This is a genomic window from Mesorhizobium sp. P2_F8, from assembly GCF_056403655.1.
Genome location: NZ_JBFUFB010000007.1, coordinates 344,675 through 371,661, shown reverse-complemented (window position 1 = coordinate 371,661; position 26,987 = coordinate 344,675). Strand labels below are relative to the sequence as shown.

Annotated in this window: 21 protein-coding genes and 1 tRNA gene; 14 read left to right on the top strand and 8 right to left on the bottom strand. The window is 63.2% G+C overall.

Going from position 1 to position 26,987, the window contains the following annotated elements; all coding sequences use genetic code 11:
• Positions 1 to 42: 42 nt before the first annotated feature.
• Entirely contained in the window at positions 43 to 462 is a 420-nt protein-coding gene (locus tag AC1DZP_RS19675) for an Ohr family peroxiredoxin (protein WP_477304705.1), read from the top strand.
• 292 nt (positions 463 to 754) lie between these two features.
• Here AC1DZP_RS19675 and AC1DZP_RS19670 read toward each other — a convergent pair whose 3' ends face one another.
• A complete protein-coding gene (locus tag AC1DZP_RS19670) occupies positions 755 to 2,002 on the bottom strand; it encodes a flavin-containing monooxygenase (protein WP_477304703.1) in 1,248 nt (415 codons plus the stop codon).
• 66 nt (positions 2,003 to 2,068) lie between these two features.
• On the opposite strand from AC1DZP_RS19670, the gene AC1DZP_RS19665 reads away from it, so the two are divergent.
• Positions 2,069 to 3,634: a winged helix-turn-helix domain-containing tetratricopeptide repeat protein gene (locus AC1DZP_RS19665; RefSeq protein WP_477304839.1), complete on the top strand. Its 1,566-nt coding sequence runs from the start codon at positions 2,069 to 2,071 to the stop codon at positions 3,632 to 3,634.
• 229 nt (positions 3,635 to 3,863) lie between these two features.
• On the opposite strand, the gene AC1DZP_RS19660 is transcribed toward AC1DZP_RS19665, so the two are convergent.
• Complete coding sequence (locus tag AC1DZP_RS19660; RefSeq protein ID WP_477304701.1) at positions 3,864 to 5,411, bottom strand: helicase HerA-like C-terminal domain-containing protein; 1,548 nt, start codon at positions 5,409 to 5,411, stop codon at positions 3,864 to 3,866.
• A gap of 316 nt (positions 5,412 to 5,727) precedes the next feature.
• Between AC1DZP_RS19660 and AC1DZP_RS19655 the strand changes: the two genes are divergently transcribed.
• The 4 genes from AC1DZP_RS19655 (at position 5,728) to AC1DZP_RS19640 (ending at position 10,013) form a co-directional block, all read left to right on the top strand.
• The gene (locus AC1DZP_RS19655) at positions 5,728 to 7,170 is read left to right on the top strand and encodes a methylmalonyl-CoA mutase subunit beta (protein ID WP_477304699.1); all 1,443 of its coding nucleotides are present in this window, start codon (positions 5,728 to 5,730) and stop codon (positions 7,168 to 7,170) included.
• Positions 7,167 to 9,287, top strand: a complete 2,121-nt coding sequence (scpA, locus tag AC1DZP_RS19650; RefSeq protein WP_477304697.1) for a methylmalonyl-CoA mutase — start codon at positions 7,167 to 7,169, stop codon at positions 9,285 to 9,287. Before AC1DZP_RS19655 ends, scpA begins: the two co-directional genes overlap by 4 nt.
• Before the next feature lie 118 nt (positions 9,288 to 9,405).
• Complete coding sequence (locus AC1DZP_RS19645) at positions 9,406 to 9,627, top strand: AbrB/MazE/SpoVT family DNA-binding domain-containing protein (protein WP_184871302.1); 222 nt, start codon at positions 9,406 to 9,408, stop codon at positions 9,625 to 9,627.
• Positions 9,624 to 10,013 carry a type II toxin-antitoxin system death-on-curing family toxin gene (locus AC1DZP_RS19640; protein WP_477304695.1) on the top strand — a complete coding sequence of 130 codons (390 nt, stop codon included), beginning with the start codon at positions 9,624 to 9,626 and terminating at the stop codon, positions 10,011 to 10,013. The genes AC1DZP_RS19645 and AC1DZP_RS19640 overlap by 4 nt, the downstream gene beginning before the upstream one ends.
• Here the strand turns inward: AC1DZP_RS19640 and greA are convergent.
• Positions 10,010 to 10,483: a transcription elongation factor GreA gene (gene greA / locus AC1DZP_RS19635; protein ID WP_095089824.1), complete on the bottom strand. Its 474-nt coding sequence runs from the start codon at positions 10,481 to 10,483 to the stop codon at positions 10,010 to 10,012. The two genes, AC1DZP_RS19640 and greA, sit on opposite strands and share 4 nt — an antisense overlap.
• 121 nt (positions 10,484 to 10,604) lie before the next feature.
• On the opposite strand from greA, the gene AC1DZP_RS19630 reads away from it, so the two are divergent.
• On the top strand, positions 10,605 to 11,981 hold the full coding sequence (locus AC1DZP_RS19630) for a TIGR03808 family TAT-translocated repetitive protein (protein WP_477304693.1): 1,377 nt from the start codon (positions 10,605 to 10,607) through the stop codon (positions 11,979 to 11,981).
• Between the two features lie 11 nt (positions 11,982 to 11,992).
• Here the strand turns inward: AC1DZP_RS19630 and AC1DZP_RS19625 are convergent, their stop codons facing one another.
• Complete coding sequence (locus AC1DZP_RS19625; RefSeq protein ID WP_477304691.1) at positions 11,993 to 12,997, bottom strand: asparaginase; 1,005 nt, start codon at positions 12,995 to 12,997, stop codon at positions 11,993 to 11,995.
• A gap of 125 nt (positions 12,998 to 13,122) precedes the next feature.
• Complete coding sequence (locus tag AC1DZP_RS19620) at positions 13,123 to 14,289, bottom strand: acetyl-CoA acetyltransferase (protein ID WP_477304689.1); 1,167 nt, start codon at positions 14,287 to 14,289, stop codon at positions 13,123 to 13,125.
• Positions 14,290 to 14,489: 200 nt separating this feature from the next.
• Between AC1DZP_RS19620 and betI the strand changes: the two genes are divergently transcribed.
• Genes betI through betB form a run of 5 tightly spaced genes read left to right on the top strand, consistent with a single transcriptional unit; the run spans position 14,490 to position 20,784 of the window.
• Entirely contained in the window at positions 14,490 to 15,080 is a 591-nt protein-coding gene (betI, locus tag AC1DZP_RS19615; RefSeq protein WP_095089822.1) for a choline-binding transcriptional repressor BetI, read from the top strand.
• Positions 15,077 to 16,606, top strand: coding sequence for a choline-sulfatase (gene betC / locus AC1DZP_RS19610; RefSeq protein WP_477304687.1), 1,530 nt, complete (start codon positions 15,077 to 15,079; stop codon positions 16,604 to 16,606). Before betI ends, betC begins: the two co-directional genes overlap by 4 nt.
• Positions 16,603 to 17,613, top strand: coding sequence for a threonine/serine dehydratase (locus tag AC1DZP_RS19605; protein ID WP_477304685.1), 1,011 nt, complete (start codon positions 16,603 to 16,605; stop codon positions 17,611 to 17,613). Before betC ends, AC1DZP_RS19605 begins: the two co-directional genes overlap by 4 nt.
• A 3-nt stretch (positions 17,614 to 17,616) precedes the next feature.
• Positions 17,617 to 19,269, top strand: a complete 1,653-nt coding sequence (gene betA / locus AC1DZP_RS19600; RefSeq protein ID WP_477304683.1) for a choline dehydrogenase — start codon at positions 17,617 to 17,619, stop codon at positions 19,267 to 19,269.
• A 51-nt stretch (positions 19,270 to 19,320) separates the two neighbouring features.
• A complete protein-coding gene (gene betB / locus AC1DZP_RS19595; RefSeq protein ID WP_457152584.1) occupies positions 19,321 to 20,784 on the top strand; it encodes a betaine-aldehyde dehydrogenase in 1,464 nt (487 codons plus the stop codon).
• Between the two features lie 7 nt (positions 20,785 to 20,791).
• Here betB and AC1DZP_RS19590 read toward each other — a convergent pair whose 3' ends face one another.
• Positions 20,792 to 23,032, bottom strand: a complete 2,241-nt coding sequence (locus AC1DZP_RS19590; protein WP_477304681.1) for a mannose-1-phosphate guanylyltransferase/mannose-6-phosphate isomerase — start codon at positions 23,030 to 23,032, stop codon at positions 20,792 to 20,794.
• A 50-nt stretch (positions 23,033 to 23,082) separates the two neighbouring features.
• Entirely contained in the window at positions 23,083 to 23,982 is a 900-nt protein-coding gene (locus AC1DZP_RS19585) for a LysR family transcriptional regulator (RefSeq protein ID WP_477304679.1), read from the bottom strand.
• Positions 23,983 to 24,082: 100 nt separating this feature from the next.
• Between AC1DZP_RS19585 and AC1DZP_RS19580 the strand changes: the two genes are divergently transcribed.
• A complete protein-coding gene (locus tag AC1DZP_RS19580; protein ID WP_477304677.1) occupies positions 24,083 to 24,970 on the top strand; it encodes an NmrA/HSCARG family protein in 888 nt (295 codons plus the stop codon).
• Positions 24,971 to 25,012: 42 nt separating this feature from the next.
• Here the strand turns inward: AC1DZP_RS19580 and AC1DZP_RS19575 are convergent, their stop codons facing one another.
• Complete coding sequence (locus AC1DZP_RS19575) at positions 25,013 to 26,533, bottom strand: phosphomannomutase/phosphoglucomutase (protein ID WP_477304675.1); 1,521 nt, start codon at positions 26,531 to 26,533, stop codon at positions 25,013 to 25,015.
• A gap of 199 nt (positions 26,534 to 26,732) precedes the next feature.
• Between AC1DZP_RS19575 and AC1DZP_RS19570 the strand changes: the two genes are divergently transcribed.
• Positions 26,733 to 26,809: transfer RNA gene (locus AC1DZP_RS19570), tRNA-Pro, on the top strand.
• Positions 26,810 to 26,987 lie beyond the last annotated feature (178 nt).

Sequence of the window (26,987 nt, the reverse complement as noted above, 5' to 3'; positions counted from 1 at the left end):
AACCGCCCCCGGCGGTTACCGCTGCCAGCAAAAAGAATGCCCATGAGCCGCATCGCAAGGGTTGTCTACACGGCCAGGACCGCAACTACGGGCGGCCGCGAAAATGGCGCCTCGCGCAGCTCCGACGGCCTTCTGGACATCTGGCTTTCGGCGCCCGGATCGGCGCGCATAGGCACCAATCCGGAGCAGTTGCTCGCGGCCGGCTGGTCGGCCAGCTTCGCAAGCGCAATCGCATCTGCGGCCCACGGACGAAAAATCGCGCTGCCTGCAGGGGTGAGCATCAAGGCGGAGGTCAATCTGAACTACGGAGAAAACGGCCACTTTCTCAGTGTCCAACTGGATATTGCCGTGCCGGATCTGGAGCGTGATGTCGTACAAATTCTGGTGGATGAAGCGCACGAGATCTGTCCTTACTCCAAAGCGACACGGGGCAACATCAATGTCATAACGAGGATCGTCTGATCTGATCGGGCCACTCGGGGTCGTGGATGGTCGCCAACATCAGCAGCTAGTACGCGCTCTCTGTAGGCATCGTGCGCTTCGGCCGAAACAGGGAAACAGCTGCCGCACCAGACGGCATCAGCGCCGGCTTCGAATGGTCCGGCGACGCCGTCGTCTAGCGGAAGCAGAAATCGCCGAATTGGACGCCGCCGTCCTTAGCATCCTGAAAGCTGTTCATTGCCTTTCGTTAGGACTAGTCCGCCCTGCGGAGGACTCGAGGCGCGGTCTTCGATCCGTTTCGCGCAGTGTCAGCCTATCGTTCCAGCCCGGCATCCAATCTATCAATGTGATCGGCGAGATAAGCAGCGTCTTGACCTACAAAAGCGAGAATGGCGGATCGCCACGTGTGCATCCAATGCAACCCGAGGAAATAGACGCCGGGACAGGCCGTCACACCGCGCTGCTGGATTGGCGAGCCGTCGGCATGGATGACCGGCAGCTTTATCCAATCGAAGCCATAGCCGTATCCGCTCGCCCAGATGATGGTGCCAACATTTTCCTCGCGCAGATTCAGCGTTCGGATTGTTTCAACGTCGATAATCGGTGGCGCTGACGGAGGCTCCTTCTCGTCAAGCTCGAAACACGCGGGCCGCGTGTTGGCCAAAGCGTCGGCCGCGTCGACGAAACCGGCATAGCTTTTGTCGGCTGCCGCCAACACGTCCATGGCATCATCGGCGATCGCAAGCTCGCCATCGGCAATGCCAAGCACGCGCCCGAGGAGAGTAGCACCCGCGCTGCCCAAGTGACGCGGATCGAGATCATAGCCCCCACCTACGCCGGTCAGAATAATCGGCGGCGGATACCTCCTACCTGGAAACGAGTCGATGGTGATATCGAAGCGGCCCAGTTCTTCGTACCACCAGATGATATCCCGGCCGCGATAGCGACGGGGTACGCGGCTGTGGCGGCTGATCGCCAGAAATACACGCCGGCCGCTACGCAAAAGTTCGTCAGCGATCTGGCAGCCAGAGTTGGCGCTGCCCACGACAAGCACCGCGCCGGGCGGCAGTCGCTCAGGGTTCCGATAGCAGGCGGCATCGATCTGACAGACCGAGGCTGGAACGGCGCGGCTAAAATCCGGAATCATCGAGTGCTGAAACGGACCGGTGGCGATAATGACATGCCGCGCTTTGATCTGGCCGTCGGTAGTTGCGAGCGAATAGCATCCTCTATCTTCGTCGCGGTCGAGGTTGGTGACTTCAAGGCCGGTGCGAACTGGGGCTGCGATCTCCGTTGAGTAGTCGACGATGAAGCGCACAACCTCGGAGTGATGCGCAAAAGCGACAGGGTCCATTCCCGTATATGGTTTCCCCGGCAGCGCCAGCCAGTGGTTTGGCAACTGGAATCGCAAGGAATCCCAACGCTCGCTTCGCCAGCGCTCGGCCACTCTTCGCCGTTCGAGGATGACATGTTCTCTGCCGCGTTGACGCAAATGATAGCTCATGGCCAATCCGGAGGGTCTTGTCGGTTTACCGCGGCGCAAAGTACTATGGTGGAGCATGAGGCGAACGTCTTGAAGCCGCTCCAAAAAGTTTCCGAAGTATTTCCGAAGCGGACGATAACGACAATGCGTGGGCGGCAGTTCGCATTCGGCCCGTTTCTCCTTGATCCCGAACGGCGCGTGCTGCTTCGCGGCGGTGAGCCGGTTGCTGTCGGGCACCGCGGCGTCTTAATCCTCGTTGCGCTGCTCCGAAAGCCTGGCGATGTGCTCACCAAGGCTGAGCTGATAGACGCAGGCTGGCCGGAGACGACGGTCGAAGAGAGCAACCTCTCGGTTCAAATCGCCACGTTGCGCAAGGCTCTTGGGCAATCACCGGACGGCGGCGAGTGGATCGCCACCCTTCCGCGCATCGGCTATCGCTTTGCCGGCCGTCTCGATCCTGTCGGCCGCACAGACCAAGGGCATTGGAACATCGATGACGCTCTGCCGTCACCCGGCTTTCGCAAGCCGTCGATCGCCGTGCTCCCCTTCGCAAACATGTCTGCCGACCCCGAGCAGGAGTACTTCGTCGACGGCATCGTCGAGGACATCACAACAGCGCTGTCGCACTTTCGGTGGCTGTTCGTGATGGCGCGAAGCTCGACCTTCACGTTCAAGGGACGCAGCGCCGATGTCAAGGAAATCGGGCGCGAATTGGGGGTGCGCTACGTGCTCGAGGGCAGCGTGCGCCGGGCGCCCAGGCGCATACGCATCACGGCGAAACTCATCGACGCATCAACTGGTGCACATCTCTGGGCCGACCGCTTCGACGGCGCATCCGAAGACATTTTTGATCTGCAGGATCAAATCAGCACAAGAGTGATTGGCGCGATCGGGCCAAAGCTAGAGCAAGCCGAGATTGAACGCGCAAAGCGCAAGCCAACTGAAAATCTCAATGCCTACGATGTCTATTTGCGCGGCGTCGCCAAAACAATGGCCTATACGCAGAACGGTCAAGCGGAAGGACTGCGCCTATTCCGGCGCGCGATAGAGCTCGACCCAGAGTTTGCGGCGGCGTACGGAATGGCCGCGTGGTGCCGCGTCATCCAAAGGGTGAATGGCTGGATGATCGACCGCGCGGCGGAGATTGCCGATGGAGCCGAAATGGCTCGCGAAGCTGTGCGACTGGCGAATGAGGATGCACTTGCATATTGCTCGGGAGGTTTCTCGCTCGGATTTCTTGCCTATGAGCTGGACGATGCGATCGGATATGTCGATCACGCGCTGGCTCTCAATCCAAACCTTGCCGCCGCATGGTACCTTCTCGGGCATCTGCGAATTTATGCCGGAGATCCTGAAGCCGGTATCGAGCCTCTGACCCGGGCAATCGAGCTCAATCCACTTGATCCGCTCATTTTCCGCGTGCATGCGGGATTGGCTTACGCGCATTTCTTTGCCGGCCGGAACGACCACGCTTCGGCATGGGCAGAAAAGGCGTTGCGCCGAGCCGATTGGCTCACCGCCCTCAGGATCGGCGCCGCATGTCATGCCGTTGCCGGCCGGCTCGATCAAGCGAGAAAGCTCGTTGCGCGCATGCTTGAACTCGATCCAAGGCTGCGGATTTCCGATCTCCAAGGGCTGCCTCCGTTACGCCGAGCAGAGGATTTCGAGCGATGGTCAGAGGCACTGCGAAAAGCGGGGCTCCCGGAATGATTGCACGTCCGCTTGTGGCTTTCCTGCGACGCGGTCAGTCACAGAAAGGAGCGGCTATGGCGCCCGACGGCGAGCCATCGATCGCGTCTGGTTGGCCAGGCGCACGCTCGCGCACCAGCAGTGTGAAGGTCCATTTGCGTGCGCCGCGACTTCCTTGAGCTCGTCAAGCTTTCCCGGTTTTGAGCCATCCAATCACGGTGAGCATTGTCTTCCGCATAGCTGCCGCTCCTTACCGCCCTCGCGACAAACTTCCCAATATGCCGCGCACGATCGCGCGGCCGACCGACGAACCCACCGAACGCACCACCGACTTGATCGCGGCTTCCGCCACCGTCTGGCGATTGGACGGGCGCGGCGCCGGTGCGCGCCTGCCACCCGATTGCGGTGCCGGGTCGTCATTGCCGAAGCCGGGGATGGTCCAGCGCGAGCCGCCGCTTCCAGCCTGCTGCGCCTGCTCTTCGGCGTCCTGCGCCTCCCTGGCTTTTTTCTGCAGCATCTCGAAAGCCGATTCGCGATCGATGACCTGATCGTACTGGCCGGCAACCGGGCTTTCCTGGATCAGCTTTTGCCTCTCGGCGGGCGTGATCGGGCCGAGGCGCGACGCCGGCGGGCGGATCAGCGTTCGCTGCACCATGGACGGAACACCCTTGGTTTCGAGCGTCGAGACCAGCGCCTCGCCGGTGCCGAGCTGGGTGATCGCGGTGGCGCAATCGAAGTCGGGATTCGGCCTGAAGGTTTCGGCGGCGGTCTTCACCGCCTTCTGCTCGCGCGGCGTATAGGCGCGCAGCGCATGCTGCACCCGGTTGCCGAGCTGGGCGAGAACGGTTTCTGGAACATCCAGCGGGTTTTGCGTGACGAAATAGACGCCAACGCCCTTCGAGCGGATCAGGCGAACCACCTGCTCGACGCGATCGATCAGCACTTTCGGCGCGTCCTCGAAGAGCAGATGCGCTTCGTCGAAGAAGAACACCAGCTTCGGCCTGTCGGGATCGCCGACTTCGGGCAGCACCTCGAACAGCTCCGACATCAGCCACAACAGGAAGGTCGCATAGAGCCGCGGATTCATCATCAGCTTGTCGGCGGCAAGCACGCTGATGGCGCCGCGCCCGTCACGGGTGGTGCGCATGATGTCGGCGATGCGCAAAGCCGGCTCGCCGAAGAAATGCGCCGCGCCTTGCTGCTCCAGAACCAGCAGCGTGCGCTGAATGGCTCCCACGGAAGGCTTGGTCACATTGCCGTAACGCGAGCCCAGTTCGTCGGCGCGCTCGGCGATGTTGGCCAGCAGCGCCTGCAGGTCCTTCATGTCGAGCAGCAGCAGGCCTTCCTCGTCCGCCAGGCGGAAGGCGATGTTCATGATGCCTTCCTGTGCCTCCGTCAGGTTCATCAGGCGCGACAAAAGCAACGGCCCCATTTCGGAAACGGTGGCGCGGATCGGATGGCCCTGCTCACCGAACAGATCCCAGAAAATGACCGGAAACTCCTGGAAATCATAGGGGTCCAGCTTGACCTGCTCGGCCCGCTTGACCAGGAAATCCTGTGCCGTGCCTATCATCGCGATGCCGGACAGGTCGCCTTTGATGTCGGCGCAGAACACCGGCACGCCGGCGTTGGAAAAGCCTTCGGCCAGGATCTGCAAGCTGACGGTCTTGCCCGTGCCGGTTGCGCCGGTCACCAGGCCGTGACGATTTCCATATTGCAGCAACAGGTGCTCGGCACGCTGATAGCTGTCGTCCGGCTTGCGGCTGGCGCCGATGAAAATGCTGGTGTCGTCAGCCATATGTCGGTCTCCGCAAACTGATGAGTTTAAAGCCAGTGGCCTTGCCGCAGGTATAGTGAGGCCCTTGCACAGCGACAATGCCAATCGTTCAAGTGGGGCCAATCGTCCAAATCCGGCCCAATCGTCCAAATCGGTTTTTTGGAACTTGCGGATTTTGCCGGTGTTTGGCAATCGTTCATGGTTCGTCCATGCAGGCTACCTATATCTGATGGATTGAATTCCGACCCTGAAAGCGCATTGCATTGCGATATCGGACCGTGGACCTTAGACTGAACTGCTCCAGGCTGGTGCGGCCGCATGAAAACGAGGAAGACGGATGGGCGCCGGAGCCTTGATCCAGGACGTTGAACCAGAGAATGCCGAGCGCCAGCGATGGCTGGCCCTGGCGGAAAAGGCGTTGGCCGGCGCATCCTTCGAGGAAAAGCTGGTCTCGCATACCGACGACAACATCCGCATCGAACCGCTCTACGACCGCAGCATCGCAGCGGAACCGATCGTGCGCGCAAACCCGAAATCGCCCTGGATCGTCAGCCAGCGCATCGATGACCCGGATATCGAGCGCGCCAGAACCCAGGCTCTGGAAGACGTGGCGCAAGGCGCGACGGGATTGTCGCTTGTCTTCGAAGGCGCGCCGAACGCATTCGGCTACGGCCTGCCGAGAACGGCGCAGGCGCTGGAGACGGTGTTGGACGGCGTACCGCTCAACCGCATCCAGGTCCGTATCGACGCCCATCCGTGGAGCCGCGCCGTGGCCGACTGGCTGGTGGCGTTCCTGAGCAAGCGCCGCTCGGATCCGGCAAAACTCAACCTCTCCTTCGGCATCGATCCGGCGGCGATCTTTGCCGGAACCGGCCGGCTGCGCATGTCGATCGAGGCGCTGCAGGCCTCGATGCCGCAGTCGCTGGCGCATTTCTTCTCGATGGGCGTTCCGGGCGTGCTCCTGGAGGCGGACGGGCGCGTGTTCCACAATGCCGGCGCCACAGAGGCGCAAGAGCTCGGCATCATGCTGGCTTCGGCGGTCTCCTATCTCAGAATGTTCGAGACGGCGCGGCAGCCGCTTGTCTATGCCGCACCCCATATCGGCTTTGCGCTCAGTGTCGACCAGGACCAGTTCCTGTCGGTGGCCAAGGTGCGGGCGCTTCGCAGGCTCTGGGCACGGCTGCAGGAGGCCTGCTCGATCCCCAACTCCACCGCCAATATCCATGCCGAGACGTCGTTTCGCATGATGACGGCCATGGATCCGGAGACCAACATCCTGCGCACCACAATTGCCTGCTTTGCCGCGGCATCCGGCGGCGCCGATTCGATCTCCATCCTGCCGCACACGATCGCGCACGGCTTGCCGGCGGGGTTTGCCCGCCGCGTTGCCCGCAACGCGCAGCTGATCATGGCCAATGAAAGCCATATCGATCACGTCGCCGATCCTGCCTATGGCTCCGGCGGCGTCGAAGCGCTGACCGCGGAACTGTGCGAGATGGCGTGGGCGGAACTGCAGACAATCGAGGCCGAGGGCGGCGTCCTGTCCAGCCTTCAGGACGGACATATCCAGAAGCGCGTTCACGCCGCGGCGGCGCGACGCAACGCAGCCTACCAGGCCGGCGAGCGGGTCATCATCGGCACCACGCTCTACCCGTCCAAAAGCGAACGTCCCGTCGAGACGCTGGCAGCGGAACGGCGGCCCGCCTTCACCGAAGGTGTTGCCGTCTGCGAACCCCTGTTTCCGGTCCGCATCGACCAATCGATCGGAGCCGCCTCTTGATCCCTGATTTCAGCCAGATCGGTTGGGCGCCGCCACGCCGCGCACCCGTCGAGGTCAAAGGCCAGCGGACGACGCCGGAAGGCCTCATCGCCAAGCATCTGTACAATCAAGGCGACCTCAAGGGGTTGCCGCATCTCGACACATATCCGGGCCTGCCGCCCTTCGTGCGCGGCCCCTACCCGACCATGTATGTCCAGCAGCCCTGGACGATCCGGCAATATGCCGGCTTTTCGACGGCGGAGGAGTCCAACGCCTTCTACCGGCGCAATCTTGCCGCCGGCCAGAAAGGACTGTCGGTCGCCTTCGATCTCGCCACGCATCGCGGCTATGACAGCGACCATCCGCGTGTCGCCGGCGATGTCGGCATGGCGGGTGTCGCCATCGATTCCATCCTCGACATGCGGCAGCTCTTCGACGGCATTCCGCTCGGCGACATGACGGTGTCGATGACCATGAACGGTGCGGTGCTGCCGATCATGGCGCTTTACATCGTGGCGGCGGAAGAACAGGGCGTTGCGCAGAAGGATCTCGCCGGAACCATTCAGAACGACATTCTGAAGGAGTTCATGGTCCGCAACACCTACATCTATCCGCCGAAGCCCTCGATGCGGATCGTTTCGGACATCTTCTCGTATACGTCGAAGAACATGCCGAAGTTCAATTCGATCTCGATCTCCGGCTATCACATGCAGGAGGCCGGAGCGACGGCCGACCTGGAGCTCGCCTATACGATCGCCGACGGCATCGAATATGCCCGCGCTGGCGTTGCGGCGGGCCTGGATATCGACCGCTTCGCACCGCGCCTGTCCTTTTTCTGGGCGATCGGCATGAACTTCTTCATGGAAGTAGCCAAGCTGAGGGCCGCGCGCCTGCTGTGGGCGACCTTGATGGCGAAGAATTTTTCGCCCAAGGACGAGCGATCGCTGTCGCTGCGCACCCATTGCCAGACCTCGGGCTGGTCGCTGACGGCGCAGGACCCCTACAACAACATCATCCGCACCATGATCGAGGCGATGGCGGCAACGCAGGGCCACACGCAGTCGCTGCACACCAATTCCTTCGACGAGGCGATGGCGTTGCCGACCGACCATTCGGCGCGGATCGCCCGCAACACGCAGCTGATCCTGCAGAAGGAATCCGGCACCACGCGCATCATCGACCCATGGGGTGGTTCGGCCTATCTTGAGCGGCTGACGCATGATCTGGCGGCGCGCGCGCTTGCCCATATCGAGGAAGTCGAGGCGCTCGGCGGCATGGCCGCGGCGACCGAACAAGGCATTCCCAAACTGCGCATCGAGGAAGCGGCCGCCCGCACGCAGGCGCGTATCGATTCCGGCGAGCAGATGCTGGTCGGCGTCAATGCGCATCGCCCCGAGACCGACATCAAGGTCGACGTGCTGAAGATCGACAATGCCGAAGTCAGGGCGCGGCAATTGTCGAAGCTGCAGCGGCTGAAAGGCACACGCGATGTCGGCGCGGTCGAGAGCGCCCTCGATGCGCTGACCCGTGCCGCTGAAGGCAATGAAAACCTGCTGGAGTTCGCCGTCCGCGCCGCGCGCGCCAATGCCACGGTCGGCGAAATCTCATTCGCCCTGGAGAGAACCTTCGGCCGCCATGTCGCTACGGTGCAGACGATCTCCGGTGTCTATCGAAAGGCACTCGGCGACAATTCCGTGGTCGAAGGGCTGCAGGACAAGCTTGAAGCCTTTGAGAAGAAATCCGGCGGCAAGCCGCGCATCCTCGTTGCCAAGATGGGACAGGACGGCCACGACCGTGGGCAGAAGGTCATCGCCACCGCCTTCGCCGATCTCGGCTTCGATGTCACCGTAGGTGCGATGTTCCAGACACCGGATGAGATCGCCAGGCTGGCGGTCGCGCATGACGTTCATATCATCGGCGCCTCGTCGCTTGCGGCGGGACATCTGACGCTGATCCCGGAATTGCGCGACGCGCTGAAGAAGCTCGGTCGCGGCGACATGCTGATCGTCGCCGGCGGCGTCATCCCGCCACAGGACTATGATGCGGTGCGGCAAGCCGGTGCGGCGGAAATCTTCCCGCCGGGCACGGTCATTCCGGAAGCGGCCGATCGCCTGCTGGACCGTCTGCTGAAGGCCTGAACCGGCAATAGGGCGGCCAATCGCGGATGTTGATCGCTTCATAGTAGTCGAGTTATAATCTCTGTTGCAACAACACTTCGCTCTGGTTATAATCGGCGTTGCAACAGGATGATCCATCATGAACACGACCATTCGCAAGATCGGCAATTCCGAAGGTGTGATCCTACCCAAGGAGCTGCTTGAACGTCTGAACCTCAAAGCCGGCGACCAGCTTCAGATTCTCGAAACGGATAAGGACATCGTCCTCAAGGCGGTGGACGACAGTTTCGAGCGGCAGATGGAAGCAGCTCGCAAGGTCATGGACAAGTACAAGGTCGCACTACAGAAACTCGCCGAATGAGCTGGGAGTTTCTGTCACGTCGCGCAGTTGAAGCGATGCATGCCGAGCAATTGCGCAGGCACGGCGGAGCGCAAGGCTTGAGAGATGAAAATGCTCTCGAATCGGCGCTCGCCCGCGCTGAAAACAAGGCGAACTGTGGGGACCCGTCGGTCGAGGATCTCGCCGCTGCCTATGTCTTTGGCATTGCCAGGAATCATGCCTTTGTCGACGGTAACAAGCGTACTGCCATCGTGGCCGCCGGCGCATTTTTGATTGTGAACGGCCATGTTCTGACAGCTGACAACGGCACGCTTTACGAATTCGTCATGGCCGTCGCTGCTGGCGAAATCGATGAAGCCGGAGCCGCGGCTTTCTTCCGCGACCACGTCGTCAAGCTCGAAGACTAGCTGTCGGAGAGCTTGACGATTTCCCATTCCTTGCCGTTGACCACAGCCACGTCGCCGACCTTCTTGCCGAACAGGGCGACGGCCATCGGCGACACGTGGGAAATGGTGCCCTTGGCCGGGTCGGCCTCGTCCTCGCCGACGATTTTCCAGTGCACCTTCCTGTCGTCATCGCCCTCGAGCGTGACGCCCATGCCGAAGCGCACCAGATCGCTGCCCGGCTCCGGCACGGACAGTTCGGCGTTTTCGCGCCGGGCGGTCCAATAGCGCAGGTCGCGCGACACCACCGCAATGCGCTCGCGATCCGCCTTCCTTTCGGCTTTCGCCAATATGTCGCGCAGATCGGCCAGATTCTCCTCGATCATCGCCAGGCCGGTCTCCGTCACAAGGTTGCGGTGCTGGCTGATCGGCCGCTCGCCGATGCCGGCGATGGCGTTCTCGCTGTCTTCCTCGCGGGTAAAAGCTCTGCTCATCCGCTGAGCTTAGGCGCGGAGAGGCTGCTCGACAAGCCATTGTCGCTGCACTGGCAAGCAGCGACAGACCGTCTGGCACGAATCCTGCGGTGTCTGGGTGGAACGCCAGGACCCTGTGCCGATGTTGAACAGACGAACGTTTTTAACCGGAACCGCCGGCTTTGCCGTCTTGGGCCTCTCGCTTGGCAGAGCGGCGGCCGCCAGCCTGACCGGCATCGAGAAAGCCTCGATGCGCGGTTCGATCAACGCGACCGAACTTGGCGTCTCACCTGGCACCTTCGACGATCAGAGCAAGGCCTTCGCCAAGCTGCTGCGTGATGCCAACGACCGCGACATGCCGGTGTTCCTGCCGCCCGGCACCTATGTGGTGTCCAACCTCTCGCTGCCCAGCCGTGTGCGTCTTTCCGGCGTGCCGGGCGCAACGCRGATCGTCTATGGCGGCGATGGCCACCTGTTCATGGCCGAACAGGCCGACCATATCGAACTCAGCGGGCTGGTCTTCGATGGCAGCAACCGCTCGATGGGCGACTACGCGCAAGGATTGCTCGATCTGCGCCGGGTCGCGCACCTCATTGTCGACAATTGCCAGATAACCGGCAGCGGCAAGAACGGATTGGCGCTGGAACACGCGGCGGGCCGGGTCGAGCGCTCGGACATCTCAGGGGCTGCCGATGCCGGCATCTATTCGGTCGAGGCTGATGGGCTGGCAATTGCGGGCAACACCGTCTCCGACTGCGCCAATGGCGGCATCCTGGTGCACCGCTGGCAGGCGGCGGAAGACGGCACCATGGTCACCGGCAACCGCGTCGAGCGCATCCAGGCGCGCAGTGGCGGAACCGGGCAGAACGGCAATGGCATCAACGCCTTCCGGGCCGGCAATGTCGTCATCTCGGGCAACATCGTCTCCGACTGCGCCTTTTCGGCGATCCGCGCCAACAGCGCCAGCAATCTGCAGATAGCAGGCAACACATGCTCGCGCTCAGGCGAGACCGCAGTCTATTCCGAATTCTCGTTCGAAGGCGCCATCATCAGCAACAACATCGTCGATGGCGCCGCCAACGGCATCTCGATCGTCAACTTCAACGAAGGTGGCCGCATGGGTGTCTGCTCGGGCAACATCGTGCGCAATCTGTCGACCAGCGGTCCCTACCCCGCCGACCCGCCCGGCTTTGGCGTCGGCATTGGCGTCGAGGCCGACACCACCGTTTCCAACAATGTCATCGAGAACGCGCCGCTCTATGGCATGCAGATCGGCTGGGGGCCGTACCTGCGCAATATCGTGGCCATCGGCAACATCATCCGCAAGGCTGGAACGGGCATCGTCGTCAGCGTGGTCGAGGGCGCCGGTACGGCCGTCATCTCGGACAATGTCATCGATGGCGCGCTGAACGGCGCCGTTGTCGGCCAGCGCTGGGCCGAGCCGGCGACAGGCGACCTGACATCATTGGACAACAGCGGCTACGCGCACCTGACCGTCGAGCGCAATCACGTCAGCTGAATGCTGGACTTTTAGTCCAAGGCCACTGTGGCCCTCAGCGCCCCGACCTTGGCCCCAATCCGGCTTTCAATCGGAGCGTTGGCCAGTTCGAGCAGCTTCGCCGCCAAGGCCTCGTCCGCGCGCAGCAATTTGGCGAGGACGGCGGCAACCATGGCTTCGCCGGCGCGGCCGGCACCGTCATCGCATTTGAGCGCGATGCCGAGGCCAATTTCCGGAATTGCGGCACAGTGAACACCTTCAGCGCCGCCTTTCGCAAAAATTCGCCCGGGCGCGGCCTCCATCAGTGCGACATCGGCACGGCCGGTGCCAGCGACAAAGAACGGTTCTGCCATGCAGGCGGTCATCAAACGCTTTGCGGCCTTGGCTCGCTCGGGACCAAAACCATTTGTCGTGGCCATACGGGCAAAGCCGAGGGCGAAGCTCCTGAGCGGCACCGCGTATGTCGGGATCGAGCAGCCGTCGGTCGCTCGTTCATCGGCACCATGGATAGCGCCCGTCACGGCCTGCATGGCGTCGCGCACCATCTCCTGCAAGGCGTGCTCCGGCTTGACATAACCGCGATGCGCAATGCCCGTATGGACGCAGGTGCAGAGGAAGCCGGAATGCTTGCCGGAGCAATTGTTATGCAGCGCGTTCGGCGAACCGCCGGTGCGGGCCAGCGCAATCTCCGCGTCATGACTGGAGGGCCAATGCGCGCCGCATTCCAGCGCCGTCCCGTCCAGCCCGGCCCTGGCCAGCATGGAACGCGCCAACTCTACATGCGCCGGCTCGCCCGAATGGGAGGCACAGGCAAGCGCCAGTTCGCGGTTGCCGAAGCCATAAGCATCGGCCGTGCCGCTTTCGACCAGCGGCAATGCCTGGATCGCCTTGACCGCGGAGCGTGGAAACACCGGCTTCGAGGTGTCGCCGATCTCCAGGACCGGCTTGCCGTCGGCATCGAAGACCGCGACAGCGCCGCGATGCGCGCTCTCAACGATCGCGCCGCGCAAGACTTCGATCAGAACCGGATTTGTCATGAACCCTCCCGCTTGCGCATGACCTCGAAGATCGGAACCGATCTTCGAGGTCATGCGCAGAATCAACGCGTTACAGCGTCCTTTTGCGCGCCTCAAAAGGCGCGCGGCGCTGTAATGCGGGCGGTTTATCTGATCCGGTCGAGAATGGAAACGTAGTTGGCGACCGCCGCGCCGCCCATGTTGAAGATGCCGCCGAGTTTTGCGCCCGGCACCTGGATGCCGCCGGCTTCGCCGACAAGCTGCATGGCTGTCAAAACATGCATGGAAACACCGGTGGCGCCGATCGGGTGGCCCTTGGCCTTCAGCCCGCCCGACGGATTGACCGGCAGGCGCCCATCCCTGGCGGTCTCGCCGCTCATGGCGAGCTTTGCCCCCTCGCCCGGCTTGGCCAGGCCCATCGCCTCATACTCGATCAGTTCGGCGATGGTGAAGCAGTCATGCGTCTCGACGAAGGACAGATCGTCGAGCGTCACGCCGGCATTCCTAAGCGCCCTGCCCCAGGCCTGTTCGCAGCCTTCGAAGGTCAGGATGTCGCGCTTCGACATGGGCAGGAAGTCCTGCACATGCTCGTTGGCGCGGAAGGCAACGGCGCGGCGCATCTTCAGTGCCGTCGCGGTGTCGGCAAGCACAAGGGCCGCAGCACCGTCTGAGACCAGCGAGCAGTCGGTGCGCTTCAACGGACCGGCAACGAAGGGGTTCTTTTCGCTTTCCTGGCGGCAGAACTCATAGCCGAAATCCTTGCGCATCTGCGCGTAGGGGTTGTCGACGCCGTTCTTGTGGTTCTTGGCGGCTATCATCGCCAGCGCGTCCGACTGGTCGCCATAGCGCTGGAAATAGGCCTGCGCGATCTTGCCGAAGACGCCGGCGAAACCCGCCGGTGTATCGCCATCCTCAGGCAGATAGGAAGCCTTGAGCAGGTTCTTGCCGATCTCGGGGCCGGGCGTCGTCGTCATCTGCTCGGCGCCGACCACCAGCACTATGCGGGCAGCGTTGGCATCGATGGCACGGATGCCTTGCCTGACCGCCGCCGAACCGGTGGCGCATGCGTTCTCGACGCGCGTCGCCGGCTTGAAGCGCAACCGGTCGTCGGCCTGAAGTACCAGGCTGGCGGTGAAATCCTGCGCCGAAAAGCCGGCGTTGAAGTGGCCGAGTACGATCTCGTCGACCTCGTCCGGGCCGATGCCGGCATGGTCGAGCGCGTCGGTCGCCACCTTGACGATCAGGTTTTCGAGCGTCTCGCCCTCAAGCTTGCCGAAGCGCGAATGCGCCCAGCCAACGATGCATGCGGTCATGGCGGTCTCCATCCTTGGCGCCAGCCTAGCATGAGGGCTCATGGCGCACTTCGCCTTTATTGTTCAAATATAAACAATCATGCCCGCGCCGGGAAGGGCCGGAACCGGACAATCGCTTGGTGCAGGCTGAGCGGGTGTCGATTTTTTTGTTGATTGACCCGTCAATAAAAAATAATCCTGCTTCAAAGGACCCCAGCGAGATGCCGAAAGTCGGAATGGAACCCCTGCGCCGCAAGGCGCTCATCGACGCGACGATCTCGGCGATCGGCGAACGCGGCTCGCTGGACGTGACCATGTCCGAGATCGCCGGCCGCGCCGGCGTGTCCTCCGCCCTTGCCCATCATTATTTTGGCGCCAAGGATGAGCTGCTGCTGGCGACGATGCGCCATATCCTGGCCGAACTGACCATCGACATGCGGCGCGCCCTTGGTGCCGCCGGCAGCCCGCGCGAGCGCGTTTCGGCGGTGGTGGCCGTCAACTTCTCCGAGCTCCAGTTCCAGCCGGAAACCATCGCCGCCTGGCTCGCCTTCTATGTCGAGGCGCAGAAATCGGCGGCGCTGCGCCGGCTGCTCAAGGTCTATGCGCGGCGCCTGCACTCCAACCTGTTGAGCGGGCTGACCGGCATCCTGCCGAGAGCCGAGGCCGATCGCGTCGCCGAAGCGACCGCAGCGCTGATCGACGGGCTCTACATCAGGCGGGCGCTGAAGGACGGCGTGCCTGACGCCGCGACCGCGATCGCGCTGGTCGAGGACTATCTCGAAACCAAACTCGGTGGACGGCAGACACAGTGACAGCCAAGCGACCCAATTTCCTGATCGTCATGGTCGATCAGCTCAACGGTACGCTGTTCCCGGATGGGCCGGCGGACTTCCTGCATGTGCCGCATCTCAAGGCACTGGCCGCCCGCTCGGCGCGCTTTGCCAACAACTACACCGCATCGCCGCTTTGCGCGCCAGGGCGGGCCTCGTTCATGAGCGGGCAGCTGCCGTCTCGCACCGGGGTCTATGACAATGCCGCTGAATTCGTCTCGTCGATCCCGACCTTCGCCCATCATCTGCGCGCCGCCGGCTACTACACCTGCCTGTCGGGCAAGATGCATTTCGTCGGACCCGACCAATTGCACGGTTTCGAGGAGCGGCTGACCACCGACATCTATCCGGCCGATTTCGGCTGGACGCCGGATTACCGCAACCCCGGCGAGCGCATCGAATGGTGGTATCACAATCTGGGTTCGGTGACCGGCGCCGGCGTCGCCGAGACCACCAACCAGATGGAATATGACGACGAGGTCGTGTTCCTGGCCACGCAGAAACTCTATCAGCTCTCGCGCGAGCAGGACGATGCGGACCACCGGCCCTGGTGCCTCACCGTTTCGCTGTCGCACCCGCACGATCCCTATGTCGCGCGCAAGCAATACTGGGATCTCTACGAACACTGCCAGGCTCTGGACCCGGAAACCGGGTTCATCGCGCATGACGAGCAGGACACGCATTCGCAGCGGCTGTACCACGCCAGCGACTATCGGTCTTTCGAGATCACTCCTGAACAAGTACGTCGTTCCCGGCGCGGCTATTTCGCCAACATCTCCTATGTCGATGACAAGCTCGGCGAGCTTCTGGACGTCCTGCAGCGAACGCGCATGCTCGACGACACCGTCGTCCTGTTCTGCTCGGACCATGGCGACATGCTTGGCGAGCGCGGCCTGTGGTTCAAGATGAGCTTCTTCGAAGGCTCGGCGCGGGTGCCGCTGATGATTGCCGGCAAGGGCGTTCGCGCCGGACTGATCGAAGCGCCGGTCTCCAATCTCGATGTAGCGCCGACGCTTTGCGACCTCGCCGGCATCGACATCGGGGCGATCGCACCGTGGACCGACGGCCAGTCGCTGCTGCCGCTTGCCAATGGCGGGCAGCGCGCCGCGCCTGTGTTGATGGAGTATGCGGCGGAGGGCTCCTGCGCGCCACTCGTTGCAATCCGCGACGGCAGATACAAGTTCGTCCACTGCGAGCTCGACCCGCCGCAACTGTTCGATCTCGAGACCGATCCGCTCGAGCGAGACAATCTGGCCGACGACCCGGCCAATGCGGGTCTGGTGGCGGCATTCATGAGCAAAGTCCGCTCGCGCTGGGACATGGCCGGCTTCGACGCCGCCGTGCGCGAAAGCCAGGCGCGCCGCTGGGTCGTCTATCCGGCGCTGCGCAACGGCGCCTATTACCCCTGGGATTTCCAGCCGCTGCAAAAGGCGTCGGAACGCTACATGCGCAATCACATGAACCTCGACAATCTCGAGGAGAGCAAACGGTATCCACGAGGCGAATGATGGCAGACCTACTCGTTCCCTCCCTCGACCATCTCAAGCAGGCCTATGCCGTCACCTCGCGGGCGACACAGATCACGCCGCTGCTGGAATCGGCGGCACTCGCGCGCGAGACGGGCGCCGCCCGCGTGTTCATCAAGCCGGAATCGCTGCAGTGGGCAGGCTCGTTCAAGATACGCGGCGCCTATTGGCGGCTGAAGCAGCTTTCGGCCGACGAGGCGAAGAAAGGCGTCGTCGCCTATTCCTCCGGCAATTTCGCGCAAGGGCTGGCGGCGGCCGGCCAGGCGCTCGGCATTCCGGTCACCATCGTCATGCCGATCGATGCACCCGCCGCCAAACGCGATGCCACCGCAGGCTATGGCGCCCGCGTCGTGCTGACCGACCATGGCGAGCGCGCGCGTGAGGAAGTCGCCGCCGCCAAGGCGCGCGAGATCGCCGAGACCGAAGGGCTGGCCCTGCTGCATCCGTTCGACGATCCGGAGATCGTCGCCGGTCAGGCGGGCGCCGGCCTCGAAGCGCTCGACCAGCTTGCCGCCAAGGACGCCAGCGCCGACCTTTTGTTCTGCTCGGTCGGCGGCGGCGGACTGATCGGCGGCGTTTCGCTTGCCTTCCATTATCTGTCGCCCGCCACCGAGATCATCGGCGTCGAGCCGGAAGGTTTCAACGGCATGGGCTCGTCGCTGGCGCATGGCAGCATCGAGACGATGCCGATCGGCCCGAAGTCGATCTGCGACGGACTGATGTCACGACGGCCCGGCGACGCTCCGTTCGCGGCGGTCAAGACCGCCGGCGTTCGCGGCATCACCGTCGACGATCAATCGGTACGGCGCGCCATGCGCATCGCCTTCGAGCGCATGAAGCTGGTGCTCGAACCGTCAGGGGCTGCCTCGCTGGCGGCGCTGCTCGGCGGCAAGGTGGATGTAAAGGGCAAGACCGTGCTCGTGATGGCAACTGGCGGCAACGTCTCGCTCGCCGATTTCATCACGCATATGAACGATGGGCTGAAATGAACCATGCTTGAAGCGGATTTCGTCATCATCGGCTCCGGCTCGGCCGGCTCGGCCATGGCCTATCGGCTGTCGGAAGACGGCAAGCATTCGGTGATCGTCGTCGAATTCGGCGGCACCGATGTCGGGCCTCTGATCCAAATGCCGTCGGCGCTGTCGATCCCGCTCAATATGAGCCTCTACGACTGGGGCTTTGCCAGCGAACCCGAGCCGCATCTCGGCGGCCGCGTGCTGGCGACGCCGCGCGGCAAGGTGATCGGCGGTTCGTCCTCGATCAACGGCATGGTCTATGTGCGCGGCCACGCCCGCGACTTCGACCATTGGGCCGAAGAGGGTGCCACCGGCTGGGGCTTTGCCGACGTGCTCCCCTACTTCAAGCGCATGGAGGACAATGACGGCGGCGAGGAAGGCTGGCGCGGCCACGGCGGGCCATTGCATGTACAGCGCGGCTCGCGACGCAATCCGCTTTACGGCGCCTTCGTCGAGGCGGGGCGCCAGGCCGGGTTCGAACTGACCGACGACTACAATGGTTCCAAGCAGGAAGGCTTTGGGGCGATGGAGCAGACCATTCGCGGCGGCCGCCGCTGGTCGGCTGCAAGCGCCTATCTGAAGCCGGCGTTGAACCGCAAGAATGTTAGCCTGCTCAAGGGTTTCGCCCGCCGGGTGATCATCGAGAATCAACGCGCCATCGGCGTCGAGATCGAAGCTCACAAACAGATTCAGGTCGTTAAGGCGCGACGTGAGGTGATCGTCGCCGCATCGTCGATCAATTCGCCCAAGATCCTGATGCTGTCGGGCATCGGTCCGGCCGAGCATCTGAGGGAAAACGGCATAGAAGTGGTCGCCGACCGGCCCGGTGTCGGCCGCAATCTGCAGGACCATATGGAGCTTTACATCCAGCAGGAATCGACACAGCCGATCACGCTGAACTCGGTGCTCAACCCGTTCTCGAAGGCGCTGATCGGGGCGCAGTGGCTGTTCTTCAAGACCGGGCTTGGCGCCACCAACCATTTTGAGGCGGCTGCCTTCGTGCGCTCGCGCGCCGGTGTCGACTATCCCGATATCCAGTACCACTTCATTCCGGCGGCGGTCCGCTATGACGGCAAGGCGGCGGCGAAGTCGCACGGCTTCCAGGCGCATGTCGGGCCGATGCGGTCGAAGTCGCGCGGCTCGGTGACGTTGCGCTCGCCGGACCCGAAATCGAAGCCTGTGATCCGCTTCAACTACATGTCGCATCCTGACGACTGGACGGAGTTCCGCCACTGCATCCGGCTGACCCGCGAGATCTTCGGCCAGAAGGCGTTCGATGGCTACCGCGGCAAGGAAATCTCGCCGGGCGGCCACGTGCAGTCGGATGACGATCTCGATGTCTTCATCCGGGATCACGCCGAGAGCGCCTACCATCCTTGCGGCACCTGCAAGATGGGCCGCGCCGACGACATGATGAGCGTCGTCGATCCGGAATGCCGGGTCATCGGCGTCGAGGGATTGCGCGTCGCCGATTCCTCGATCTTCCCGCGCGTCACCAACGGCAACCTCAATGCGCCGTCGATCATGACCGGCGAGAAGGCTTCCGACCACATTCTCGGCCGCACACCGCTGGCGCCGTCCAACCAGGAACCCTGGATCAATCCGCGCTGGCAGGCATCCGACAGATAGAGCATGATCCGGCGAACATTCCGCCCAAGCGAAGACGATTTGGAGACCTCCATGCGCGCCCAGCCCACGGCATCGCACTATGTCAACGGACGCTATATCGACGATGAGCAGGGCGCGCCGCTGCCGGTCATCTATCCGGCGACCGGCGAGACGATCGCCATGCTGCGTTCGGCGACGCCGAACGTGCTGGAACTCGCCGTCGAGGCCGCGCGTGCCGCGCAGCCTGCCTGGGCGCGGTTGAAGCCGGTCGAACGCGGACGCATCCTGCGCCGCGCCGCCGACATCTTGCGCGCCCGCAACGCCGACCTCGCTCGCATAGAGACGCTCGACACCGGCAAAGCGATCCAGGAGACACTGGTGGCAGATGCGCCGTCGGCCGCGGACTGCCTGGAATATTTCGGCGGCGCAGTCGCCGCCTACAATGGCGAGGCGATAGATCTCGGCGGGCCCTTCGCCTATACGCGGCGCGAGGCGCTTGGCGTCTGTGTCGGCATCGGCGCCTGGAACTACCCGATCCAGATCGCCGGCTGGAAATCAGCGCCGGCGCTGGCCATGGGCAACGCCATGGTGTTCAAGCCGTCGGAAAACACGCCGCTGTCAGCGCTCGCGCTGGCTGAAATCTACAGCGAGGCCGGCCTGCCGGATGGGCTGTTCAACGTCGTGCAGGGCTATGGCGATGTCGGCGCCGGGCTTGTCGGTCATGATGTCGTCGCCAAGGTCTCGGTGACAGGCTCGGTGCCGACCGGTCGCAAGGTGCTGTCGCTGGCCGGTTCGAAGATGAAGCACGCGACGATGGAGCTTGGCGGCAAGTCGCCGCTGATCGTCTTCGATGATGCCGACATCGAGAATGCCATTGGTGGCGCCATGCTCGGCAATTTCTATTCGACCGGCCAGATCTGCTCCAACGGCACGCGGGTCTTCGTGCAGAGCGGCATCCACGACCGCTTCGTCGAACGGCTTGTCGAGCGGACGAAAAAAATCCGCATCGGCGATCCGCTCGACCCCGAAACCCAGATGGGACCGCTGGTCTCCAGAGCGCAGCATGAGAAGGTGGTCGGCTATATCGCGGTCGGCAAGCAGGATGGCGCAGTTCTGGCCTGCGGTGGCAACGTGCCTTCGCTGCAGGGGTTCGACGGTGGCTTCTTCGTCGAACCTACCGTCTTCACCGGCGTCACCGACACGATGCGCATCGCCCGCGAGGAGATTTTCGGGCCTGTGATGAGCGTGCTGAAGTTCGACGGCGAGGACGAGGTGATCGACCGCGCCAACGACACCGAGTTTGGCCTTGCCGCGGGCGTCTTCACGCGCGACCTGCCTCGCGCCCATCGCGTCATCGCTGAGCTGCAGGCCGGCACCTGCTGGATCAATGCCTACAATCTGACGCCGGTAGAGATCCCCTTCGGCGGCTTCAAGCAGTCCGGCATCGGCCGCGAGAATTCGCTGGCGGCACTGGCGCTCTATTCGCAGCTGAAGTCGATCTATGTCGAGACCGGCGACGTGGCGAGCCCGTACTGAACCCAGCCTATGTCGGCTTCTGCGCCGTGCTGTCCAGATACTGGGTCAGCGCACAAACCAGGTGATAGAAGATGCTGGCCGGCACGTCGGTCGCCAGCGAGCGGCCGCGTTCGTCGATGCGGTCGATCCACAGGCCTAGCGGCGCCGGGTCGATGTGCCAACGGAACAGGCGGCCAACGCGTTCCTCGATTTCGGGCTTGAGGTCGGGCCCGCCCGAGCCGTCCAGCGCAATCGCCGCCTTGACCGCTTCGGCCTGCGGCCAACTGCGGGAGACGCGGTCGAGCGGCAGGCCTTGCCTGGAGACGGCGCCATAAGCGAGACCGGTAGCGCGGTTGAGGCCGTTGGCGATGGCCGAGGCATAGAGTTTTCGGGCGAAGCCGCTCAGTTCGGACTGGCCGCTGCGCCCGGCGAAATCGACCAGCAGGGACGCCCATTCAAAGTGATGACCGGGCTCGGTCCAGGCCCCCTTCTCGCCGGCGGACGGTTTCCATTCGGCATCGAAATATTCGCCCAGGGTCCAACTTTCGGCGTCGAAGAAATGGCTGCGGAACAGGTCGATGATGCGCGCCGCACGACGCAGATGGGTGCGCTCGCCGGTCGCCTGGTACCAGGCGAGAAACGCCTCGAGCAGATGCATGTGCGGGTTGGAGCGCCGCTCGCCCTCCCCGTTAGATGTTTCGAGGAAGCCGGTCAGGCGGCTGTCCTCGAGATATGTGTCGAGAAAGGCTAAGGTTTCCTGACCAAGCCGCAAGGCGTCGGGATTGCCCGACATGTGCGCATGCGCCAGTGCCAGCAGCACGCAGGAATGATCGTAGGCATCCTCGGTGGCGTCGGCGACGGAGCCGTCGACGTTCAGCGTGCGCACCCAACCGCCTTTGTCGGTGCGGCCATTCTTGGCCACGAAGTCGATGCCGTGGCTGATCAGCCGGTCGGCCGGACCGTCCCAGCCGCGCGCTTTGGCGACGGCGAAGGCATAGACCTGCCTTGCCATGGTGCGCATGCGCTTGGGCTTCATCAGCGGTGAGGCATCAAGGCCGAGCGCTTCGTGAAAACCGCCATGACGCTCGTCGACGCCCGATGTCGACCATAGCGGCAAGGTCTCCTGAAACAGCCAGTGATGCACGCGCCGTCGCCAGGCGCCGCTTTCGATGACGCGGTCATGCGCCGGCGTGAACCGGGTTTCCAGCCGCCCCGATTTCTCGAGCTGTTCGACGATCTTCTTGACGTGCTGGCTGTGGCTGACCGGGGCGACGAAGGTGGCGTCAGTGGTCGAGACGATGGCGACGTCCTTCATGCCGATCGCCGATAGCAGGCGCCCGTCGCTGCGGATGTAGGAGTTCTCGCAGTCAATGGCGACGACATCGCCGATGACGACATTGCCCTGGTCGTCGGCAGGGCCGACATCGAGCAGCGACTGCCAGGAGCCGAGATCGTTCCAACGGAAGCCGGCTGGCACCATGGCGATGTCTTTTGCCCGCTCCATGATGGCATAGTCGATCGAGTTCGACGGGATGGCCCCATAGAGTTCCAGCGGCATGTAGAGACCGGACAGATCCGATGTCGCCGCTCTGTAGGCCGCTTCGGTGGCCTGCCAGATGTCAGGTTGGAACGCCGCGAAGGCGTCGCGCATGGCGCCGGCGCGAAACAGGAAGATGCCGGTGTTCCAATAGAAACTTCCGGCCTGGAGATAGTTTTGCGCCGTCGCAAGGTCCGGCTTTTCGACAAAGCGCGACACGTCGAAGGTGCCGCCGCTTTCGGCCGCGACTTCGATATAGCCGTAGCCGGTCTCGGGCTGCGTCGGCTTGACGCCAAACACCACCAGCCGGCCGGCGCGCGCTGCCTCGGTACCGGCTTCGACACTCTGCCAGAATTGGCGCGGGGTGTTGATCTCGTGATCCGACGGCACCACCAGAACCAGGCTGTCGCCGAACTCGGACAGTGTGCGCAGCGTCGCCAGCGCGACGGCGGCGGCGGTGTTGCGGCCGGTCGGCTCGAACAACGGCCCGCCGCCGGCGAGATCGAGGCCGGCAAGGTCGGCGCGGACGCGGTCGGCATGACGCTCCGAGGCGATCAGGAAGATGGGCGTTTCGCCCTCTGGTCTCGCCGTGAGCCGACGCAAGGTCTTGGCCAGCATCGAGCCATCGCCGGACAGATCGTGGAACTGCTTGGGATTGTCCTCGCGCGACAGCGGCCAGAGCCGCGAGCCGATGCCGCCGCTCATGACAAAACTAACGATCCGCTCGGTCATTCAGGTCTCGCGCTCAGAGGCAATTGGTGGCCGGTGCTACTACACAAGCCTTAAGCGGTGTTTATGCCCTTGGAAATGCGTTTGGATGCAAGCTCGATAAATGCCTTGACCAGGGGCGATAGGTGGCGGCTGCTCGGATAGAGGGCATGCAAGCCGCCGGCCGGTGTCGTGTAATCCGCGAGAACGTGCTGCAGTCGCCCCTCCTTGATCAGCCCTTCGGCCATCGCCTGGGGCAATTGGGCGATGCCGAAGCCGGCGAGCGCGGCCGCAACGACCGCCTGCATTTCATTGGCGGCAAACCGCCCTGCCACCATGACCGTTTCCTGGCCGTGTGGCCCTTCCAGCACCCAATGGGCGCCTGAGGCCGAAGCGCCTGCGATGACGCATTGATGGTGCGTGAGGTCCGCCGGGCTTTGCGGCGTGCCGTGCCGGGCGAGATAGTCCGGGCTGGCGCCGAGCAGCCGGTGCGTGGAGCCGAGCTTGCGGGCGATCAGCGTCGAATCCTGAAGCATCCCGGTGCGGAAAGCGAGGTCTATGCCGTCCTCGACCAGGTTGAGCCTGTCGTCTGTGAGGCGGAGTTCGACATTGGTCTTCGGATACATTGCGAGAAAGTCGACCACGGCGCGGATCAGGAAATGGCCGCCAAAGCCGACCGGGGCCGAAATGCGAATCGTGCCCGACGGCTCCGCCCTCGCCTCCGCCAGGCGCAGATTTGCCTCCTCGATGGTGCGCAGGCCCTGGCTGCTCTGCTCATAGTAGAGACGCCCGGCATCCGTCAGGTTGAGGCTACGTGTCGTGCGCTGCAGCAGGCGGACGCCGACTTCCCGCTCGAGCGCGGCAATGCGGCGGCTGACCGTCGTCTTGGGCATGGCGAGCAGCCGCGCGGCAGCGGTGAAGCTGCCGGCTTCGACGACGCGAGCGAACACGACGATATCGTTGAGGTCGATCATTGTATCCAAAATTGGGACGAGGTTTTCCAATTATAGTCAATTATGCATCAATGCGAAAGATCCTAACTTTGCTGCAGCCAAGCAAGAAGGAGCACACACCATGGCCAGCAAACGAAACATTCTGGTGACCGGCGCGACCGGCCAGCAAGGCGGCGCGGTTGCGCGCGCCCTGTTGTCCAGGGGACATCGCGTCAAGGCCCTGACGCGCAAGCCTGACAGTGAGGCCGCACGCCAACTGGTGTTGGCGGGCGCCGAGATCGTGGCTGGCGATCTTGCTGACGCAGCCTCTGTCGTCAGGGCCGCCAAAGACGTCGAGACCATGTTCCTGATGGGCAATAGCTATGAGGCCGGCATGCAGGAGGAGACCCGTCAGGGGATCATCGCCGCCGACGCGGCCAAGGCTGCCGGTGTCGGACACCTGATCTATTCATCGGTTGCCGACGCCGACAAGAAGACCGGCATCCCGCATTTCGAAAGCAAGTATCTGGTCGAGAAGCATGTCGTCGGCCTCAATATGCCCTACACGATCAGCGCGCCGGTCGCCTTCATGGAGAATGTCGTCGCGCCATGGTCGATCGGCGCGCTCAGCCAGGGCACTTATGCCTTCGCGATGCCTCCCAAACGCGCCCTCCAACTGGTCTCGCTGGCGGACATTGGCGGCTTCGTCGCGGCCTTGGCCGAGCGGCGAGAACAGGTGTTCGGCAAGCGGTTCGATTTCGCCGGGGACGAATTGTCGGGCGAAGAGCAAGCGAGAATCCTGTCCGAGGCCATCGGTCGCCCGATCCGTTATCAGGAAATCTCGCTCGCCGTGGCGCGCCAGCAGAGCGAGGATGCGGCCCTGATGTTCGAATGGTTCGACCGCGTCGGCTACGACGTCGATATCGCCGCCTTGCACAAGGATTTTCCGGAGGTCCGCTGGCACAGTTTTGCCGATTGGGCGCGAGCGTTCGACTGGAGCGCCCTGGAGCAGACCGCTTCCGCCGGCTGAGTACCCTGTCGCTGACAATCGCGAAGTGACTAGGTCCCGAAGCTAGAAAGTCTGGTTGTAGGCGCCGACTTCGGGACTGCGGCGCAGCACGGCGTCGACGGCGTCGAACATCTGCCGGCGACGCTGCGACGACACCGGGCTTTCGACGACGACGACAAGCTCCGGCTTGTTCGACGAGGCGCGCACCAAGCCCCAGGTGCCGTCCTCGGTGACGACGCGCACGCCGTTGACGGTGATCAGGTCAATGATCTTCTGGCCGGCGAAGCTGGCGCCATCGCGCTTTATCGCCTGAAAATCGGCAACCACCCGCTCGACCACACCATACTTCACATCGTCGGCGCAGTGCGGCGACATGGTTGGGGTGCCGAAGGTCAGCGGCAGCGCCCGGTAGAGGTCGGCCATCGAACTGCCGGGGCTGCGATCCAGCATCTGACAGATGGCGATCGCGGTGACCAGCCCGTCGTCGTAGCCGCGCCCGATCGGCGGATTGAAGAAGAAATGGCCTGACTTTTCGAAGCCGGCGACGGCGCCGAGTTCGGCGACGCGGCGCTTGATGTAGGAGTGGCCGGTCTTCCAGTAGTCGGTGACGGCGCCGTTGGCGCGCAGCACCGCGTCGGTGTTGAACAGGCCGGTCGACTTGATGTCGACGACGAAGGTCGAGCCGGGGTGGAGCAGCGAAATATCACGCGCGAGCATGACGCCGACCTTGTCAGCAAAAATCTCGTTGCCTTCATTGTCGACGACACCGCAACGGTCGCCATCGCCGTCGAAGCCGAGCCCGACATCGGCGCCGGTCTCCAGCACCTTGTCCCTGATGGCATGCAGCATCTTCATGTCCTCGGGATTGGGATTGTAGCGCGGGAACGTGTGGTCGAGTTCGACATCGAGCGGGATGACCTCGCAGCCGATGCGTTGAAGCGCTTCCGGGGCAAAGGCGCCGGCGGTACCATTGCCGCAAGCGGCGACCACTTTCAGCTTTCGCGTGATGCGCTTGTCACGGACCAGATCATCGAGATAGGTCGCGCGGAAATCGCGGACGAAGTCATAGGAACCGCCGCCGGTGAGGTCGAAGTCGCCAGCCAGCACGATCGCCTTCAGGGCGCTCATCTCCTCCGGGCCGAAGGTCAGCGGCCGCGCTGCGCCCATCTTGACGCCGGTCCAGCCATTCTCGTTGTGCGAGGCGGTGACCATGGCGACGGACGGTGTGTCCAGCGCGAACTGGGCGAAATAGGCCATCGGCGACAGCGCCAGGCCGATATCCCTCACCTTTGCACCGGCGGCCATCAGGCCGGTGGCCAGCGCCAGTTTGATCGACAGCGAATAGGAACGGAAATCGTGCCCGGTGACGATATCGGGGCCAGCACCGAGACGGCGGATCAGCGTGCCAAGCCCCATGCCAAGCGCCTGGACTCCGATCAGATTAAGCTCCGGCGGCTGCGCGGAGCCGGGATGACCGAACCACCAGCGCGCATCGTATTCGCGAAAACCCGACGCCTTGATCAGCGCCTCGGTTTCGAATTCGAAGCTGTTGGGGCGGGCTTCGCCAACGATTTTTGGGGGCAAGACAGCAAAGCTCCAGGCGGCAGAAATACGATCCATCGAGGCGGCGGTCTAGCACACAAGGCTTTATGCCCGGTTTATCCCGGGTGGAAATCCGGGCTTTCCGGGAATGCCCGACGAAAGACGACGAAATGCGACAGAACCACTGCCATTGCCGCTTGCAGGAACGAAGTGCGGCGGCTATAAGCCCGCGGTCTGGTCACGGAGTGTAGCGCAGCCTGGTAGCGCACCTCGTTCGGGACGAGGGGGTCGCAGGTTCAAATCCTGCCACTCCGACCAGAAAAAACAATGACTTAGGCATCCCGAAGATTGCCTACCCCACAGAAAAACTGGAAAAGCGTCTAGGCCGCTCGATGCAGCAGGCAGACGGATAGCTATTAGGTTGCGACACGCTATTGCTGCCAAGGTCACACTAAGCACTCGCGATTTTGCACACGTGTGTTCATCCGCGCCCGCG

What these genes read in the sequence shown, in the direction of transcription:
- AC1DZP_RS19675 (WP_477304705.1), top strand. Translation starts at nt 43, where the DNA reads ATGAGCCGCATCGCAAGGGTTGTCTACACGGCCAGGACCGCAACTACG.
- AC1DZP_RS19670 (WP_477304703.1), bottom strand. Translation starts at nt 2,002, where the DNA reads ATGCTCCACCATAGTACTTTGCGCCGCGGTAAACCGACAAGACCCTCC.
- AC1DZP_RS19665 (WP_477304839.1), top strand. Translation starts at nt 2,069, where the DNA reads ATGCGTGGGCGGCAGTTCGCATTCGGCCCGTTTCTCCTTGATCCCGAA.
- AC1DZP_RS19660 (WP_477304701.1), bottom strand. Translation starts at nt 5,411, where the DNA reads ATGGCTGACGACACCAGCATTTTCATCGGCGCCAGCCGCAAGCCGGAC.
- AC1DZP_RS19655 (WP_477304699.1), top strand. Translation starts at nt 5,728, where the DNA reads ATGGGCGCCGGAGCCTTGATCCAGGACGTTGAACCAGAGAATGCCGAG.
- AC1DZP_RS19645 (WP_184871302.1), top strand. Translation starts at nt 9,406, where the DNA reads ATGAACACGACCATTCGCAAGATCGGCAATTCCGAAGGTGTGATCCTA.
- AC1DZP_RS19640 (WP_477304695.1), top strand. Translation starts at nt 9,624, where the DNA reads ATGAGCTGGGAGTTTCTGTCACGTCGCGCAGTTGAAGCGATGCATGCC.
- greA (WP_095089824.1), bottom strand. Translation starts at nt 10,483, where the DNA reads ATGAGCAGAGCTTTTACCCGCGAGGAAGACAGCGAGAACGCCATCGCC.
- AC1DZP_RS19625 (WP_477304691.1), bottom strand. Translation starts at nt 12,997, where the DNA reads ATGACAAATCCGGTTCTGATCGAAGTCTTGCGCGGCGCGATCGTTGAG.
- AC1DZP_RS19620 (WP_477304689.1), bottom strand. Translation starts at nt 14,289, where the DNA reads ATGACCGCATGCATCGTTGGCTGGGCGCATTCGCGCTTCGGCAAGCTT.
- betI (WP_095089822.1), top strand. Translation starts at nt 14,490, where the DNA reads ATGCCGAAAGTCGGAATGGAACCCCTGCGCCGCAAGGCGCTCATCGAC.
- AC1DZP_RS19605 (WP_477304685.1), top strand. Translation starts at nt 16,603, where the DNA reads ATGATGGCAGACCTACTCGTTCCCTCCCTCGACCATCTCAAGCAGGCC.
- betA (WP_477304683.1), top strand. Translation starts at nt 17,617, where the DNA reads ATGCTTGAAGCGGATTTCGTCATCATCGGCTCCGGCTCGGCCGGCTCG.
- betB (WP_457152584.1), top strand. Translation starts at nt 19,321, where the DNA reads ATGCGCGCCCAGCCCACGGCATCGCACTATGTCAACGGACGCTATATC.
- AC1DZP_RS19590 (WP_477304681.1), bottom strand. Translation starts at nt 23,032, where the DNA reads ATGACCGAGCGGATCGTTAGTTTTGTCATGAGCGGCGGCATCGGCTCG.
- AC1DZP_RS19585 (WP_477304679.1), bottom strand. Translation starts at nt 23,982, where the DNA reads ATGATCGACCTCAACGATATCGTCGTGTTCGCTCGCGTCGTCGAAGCC.
- AC1DZP_RS19580 (WP_477304677.1), top strand. Translation starts at nt 24,083, where the DNA reads ATGGCCAGCAAACGAAACATTCTGGTGACCGGCGCGACCGGCCAGCAA.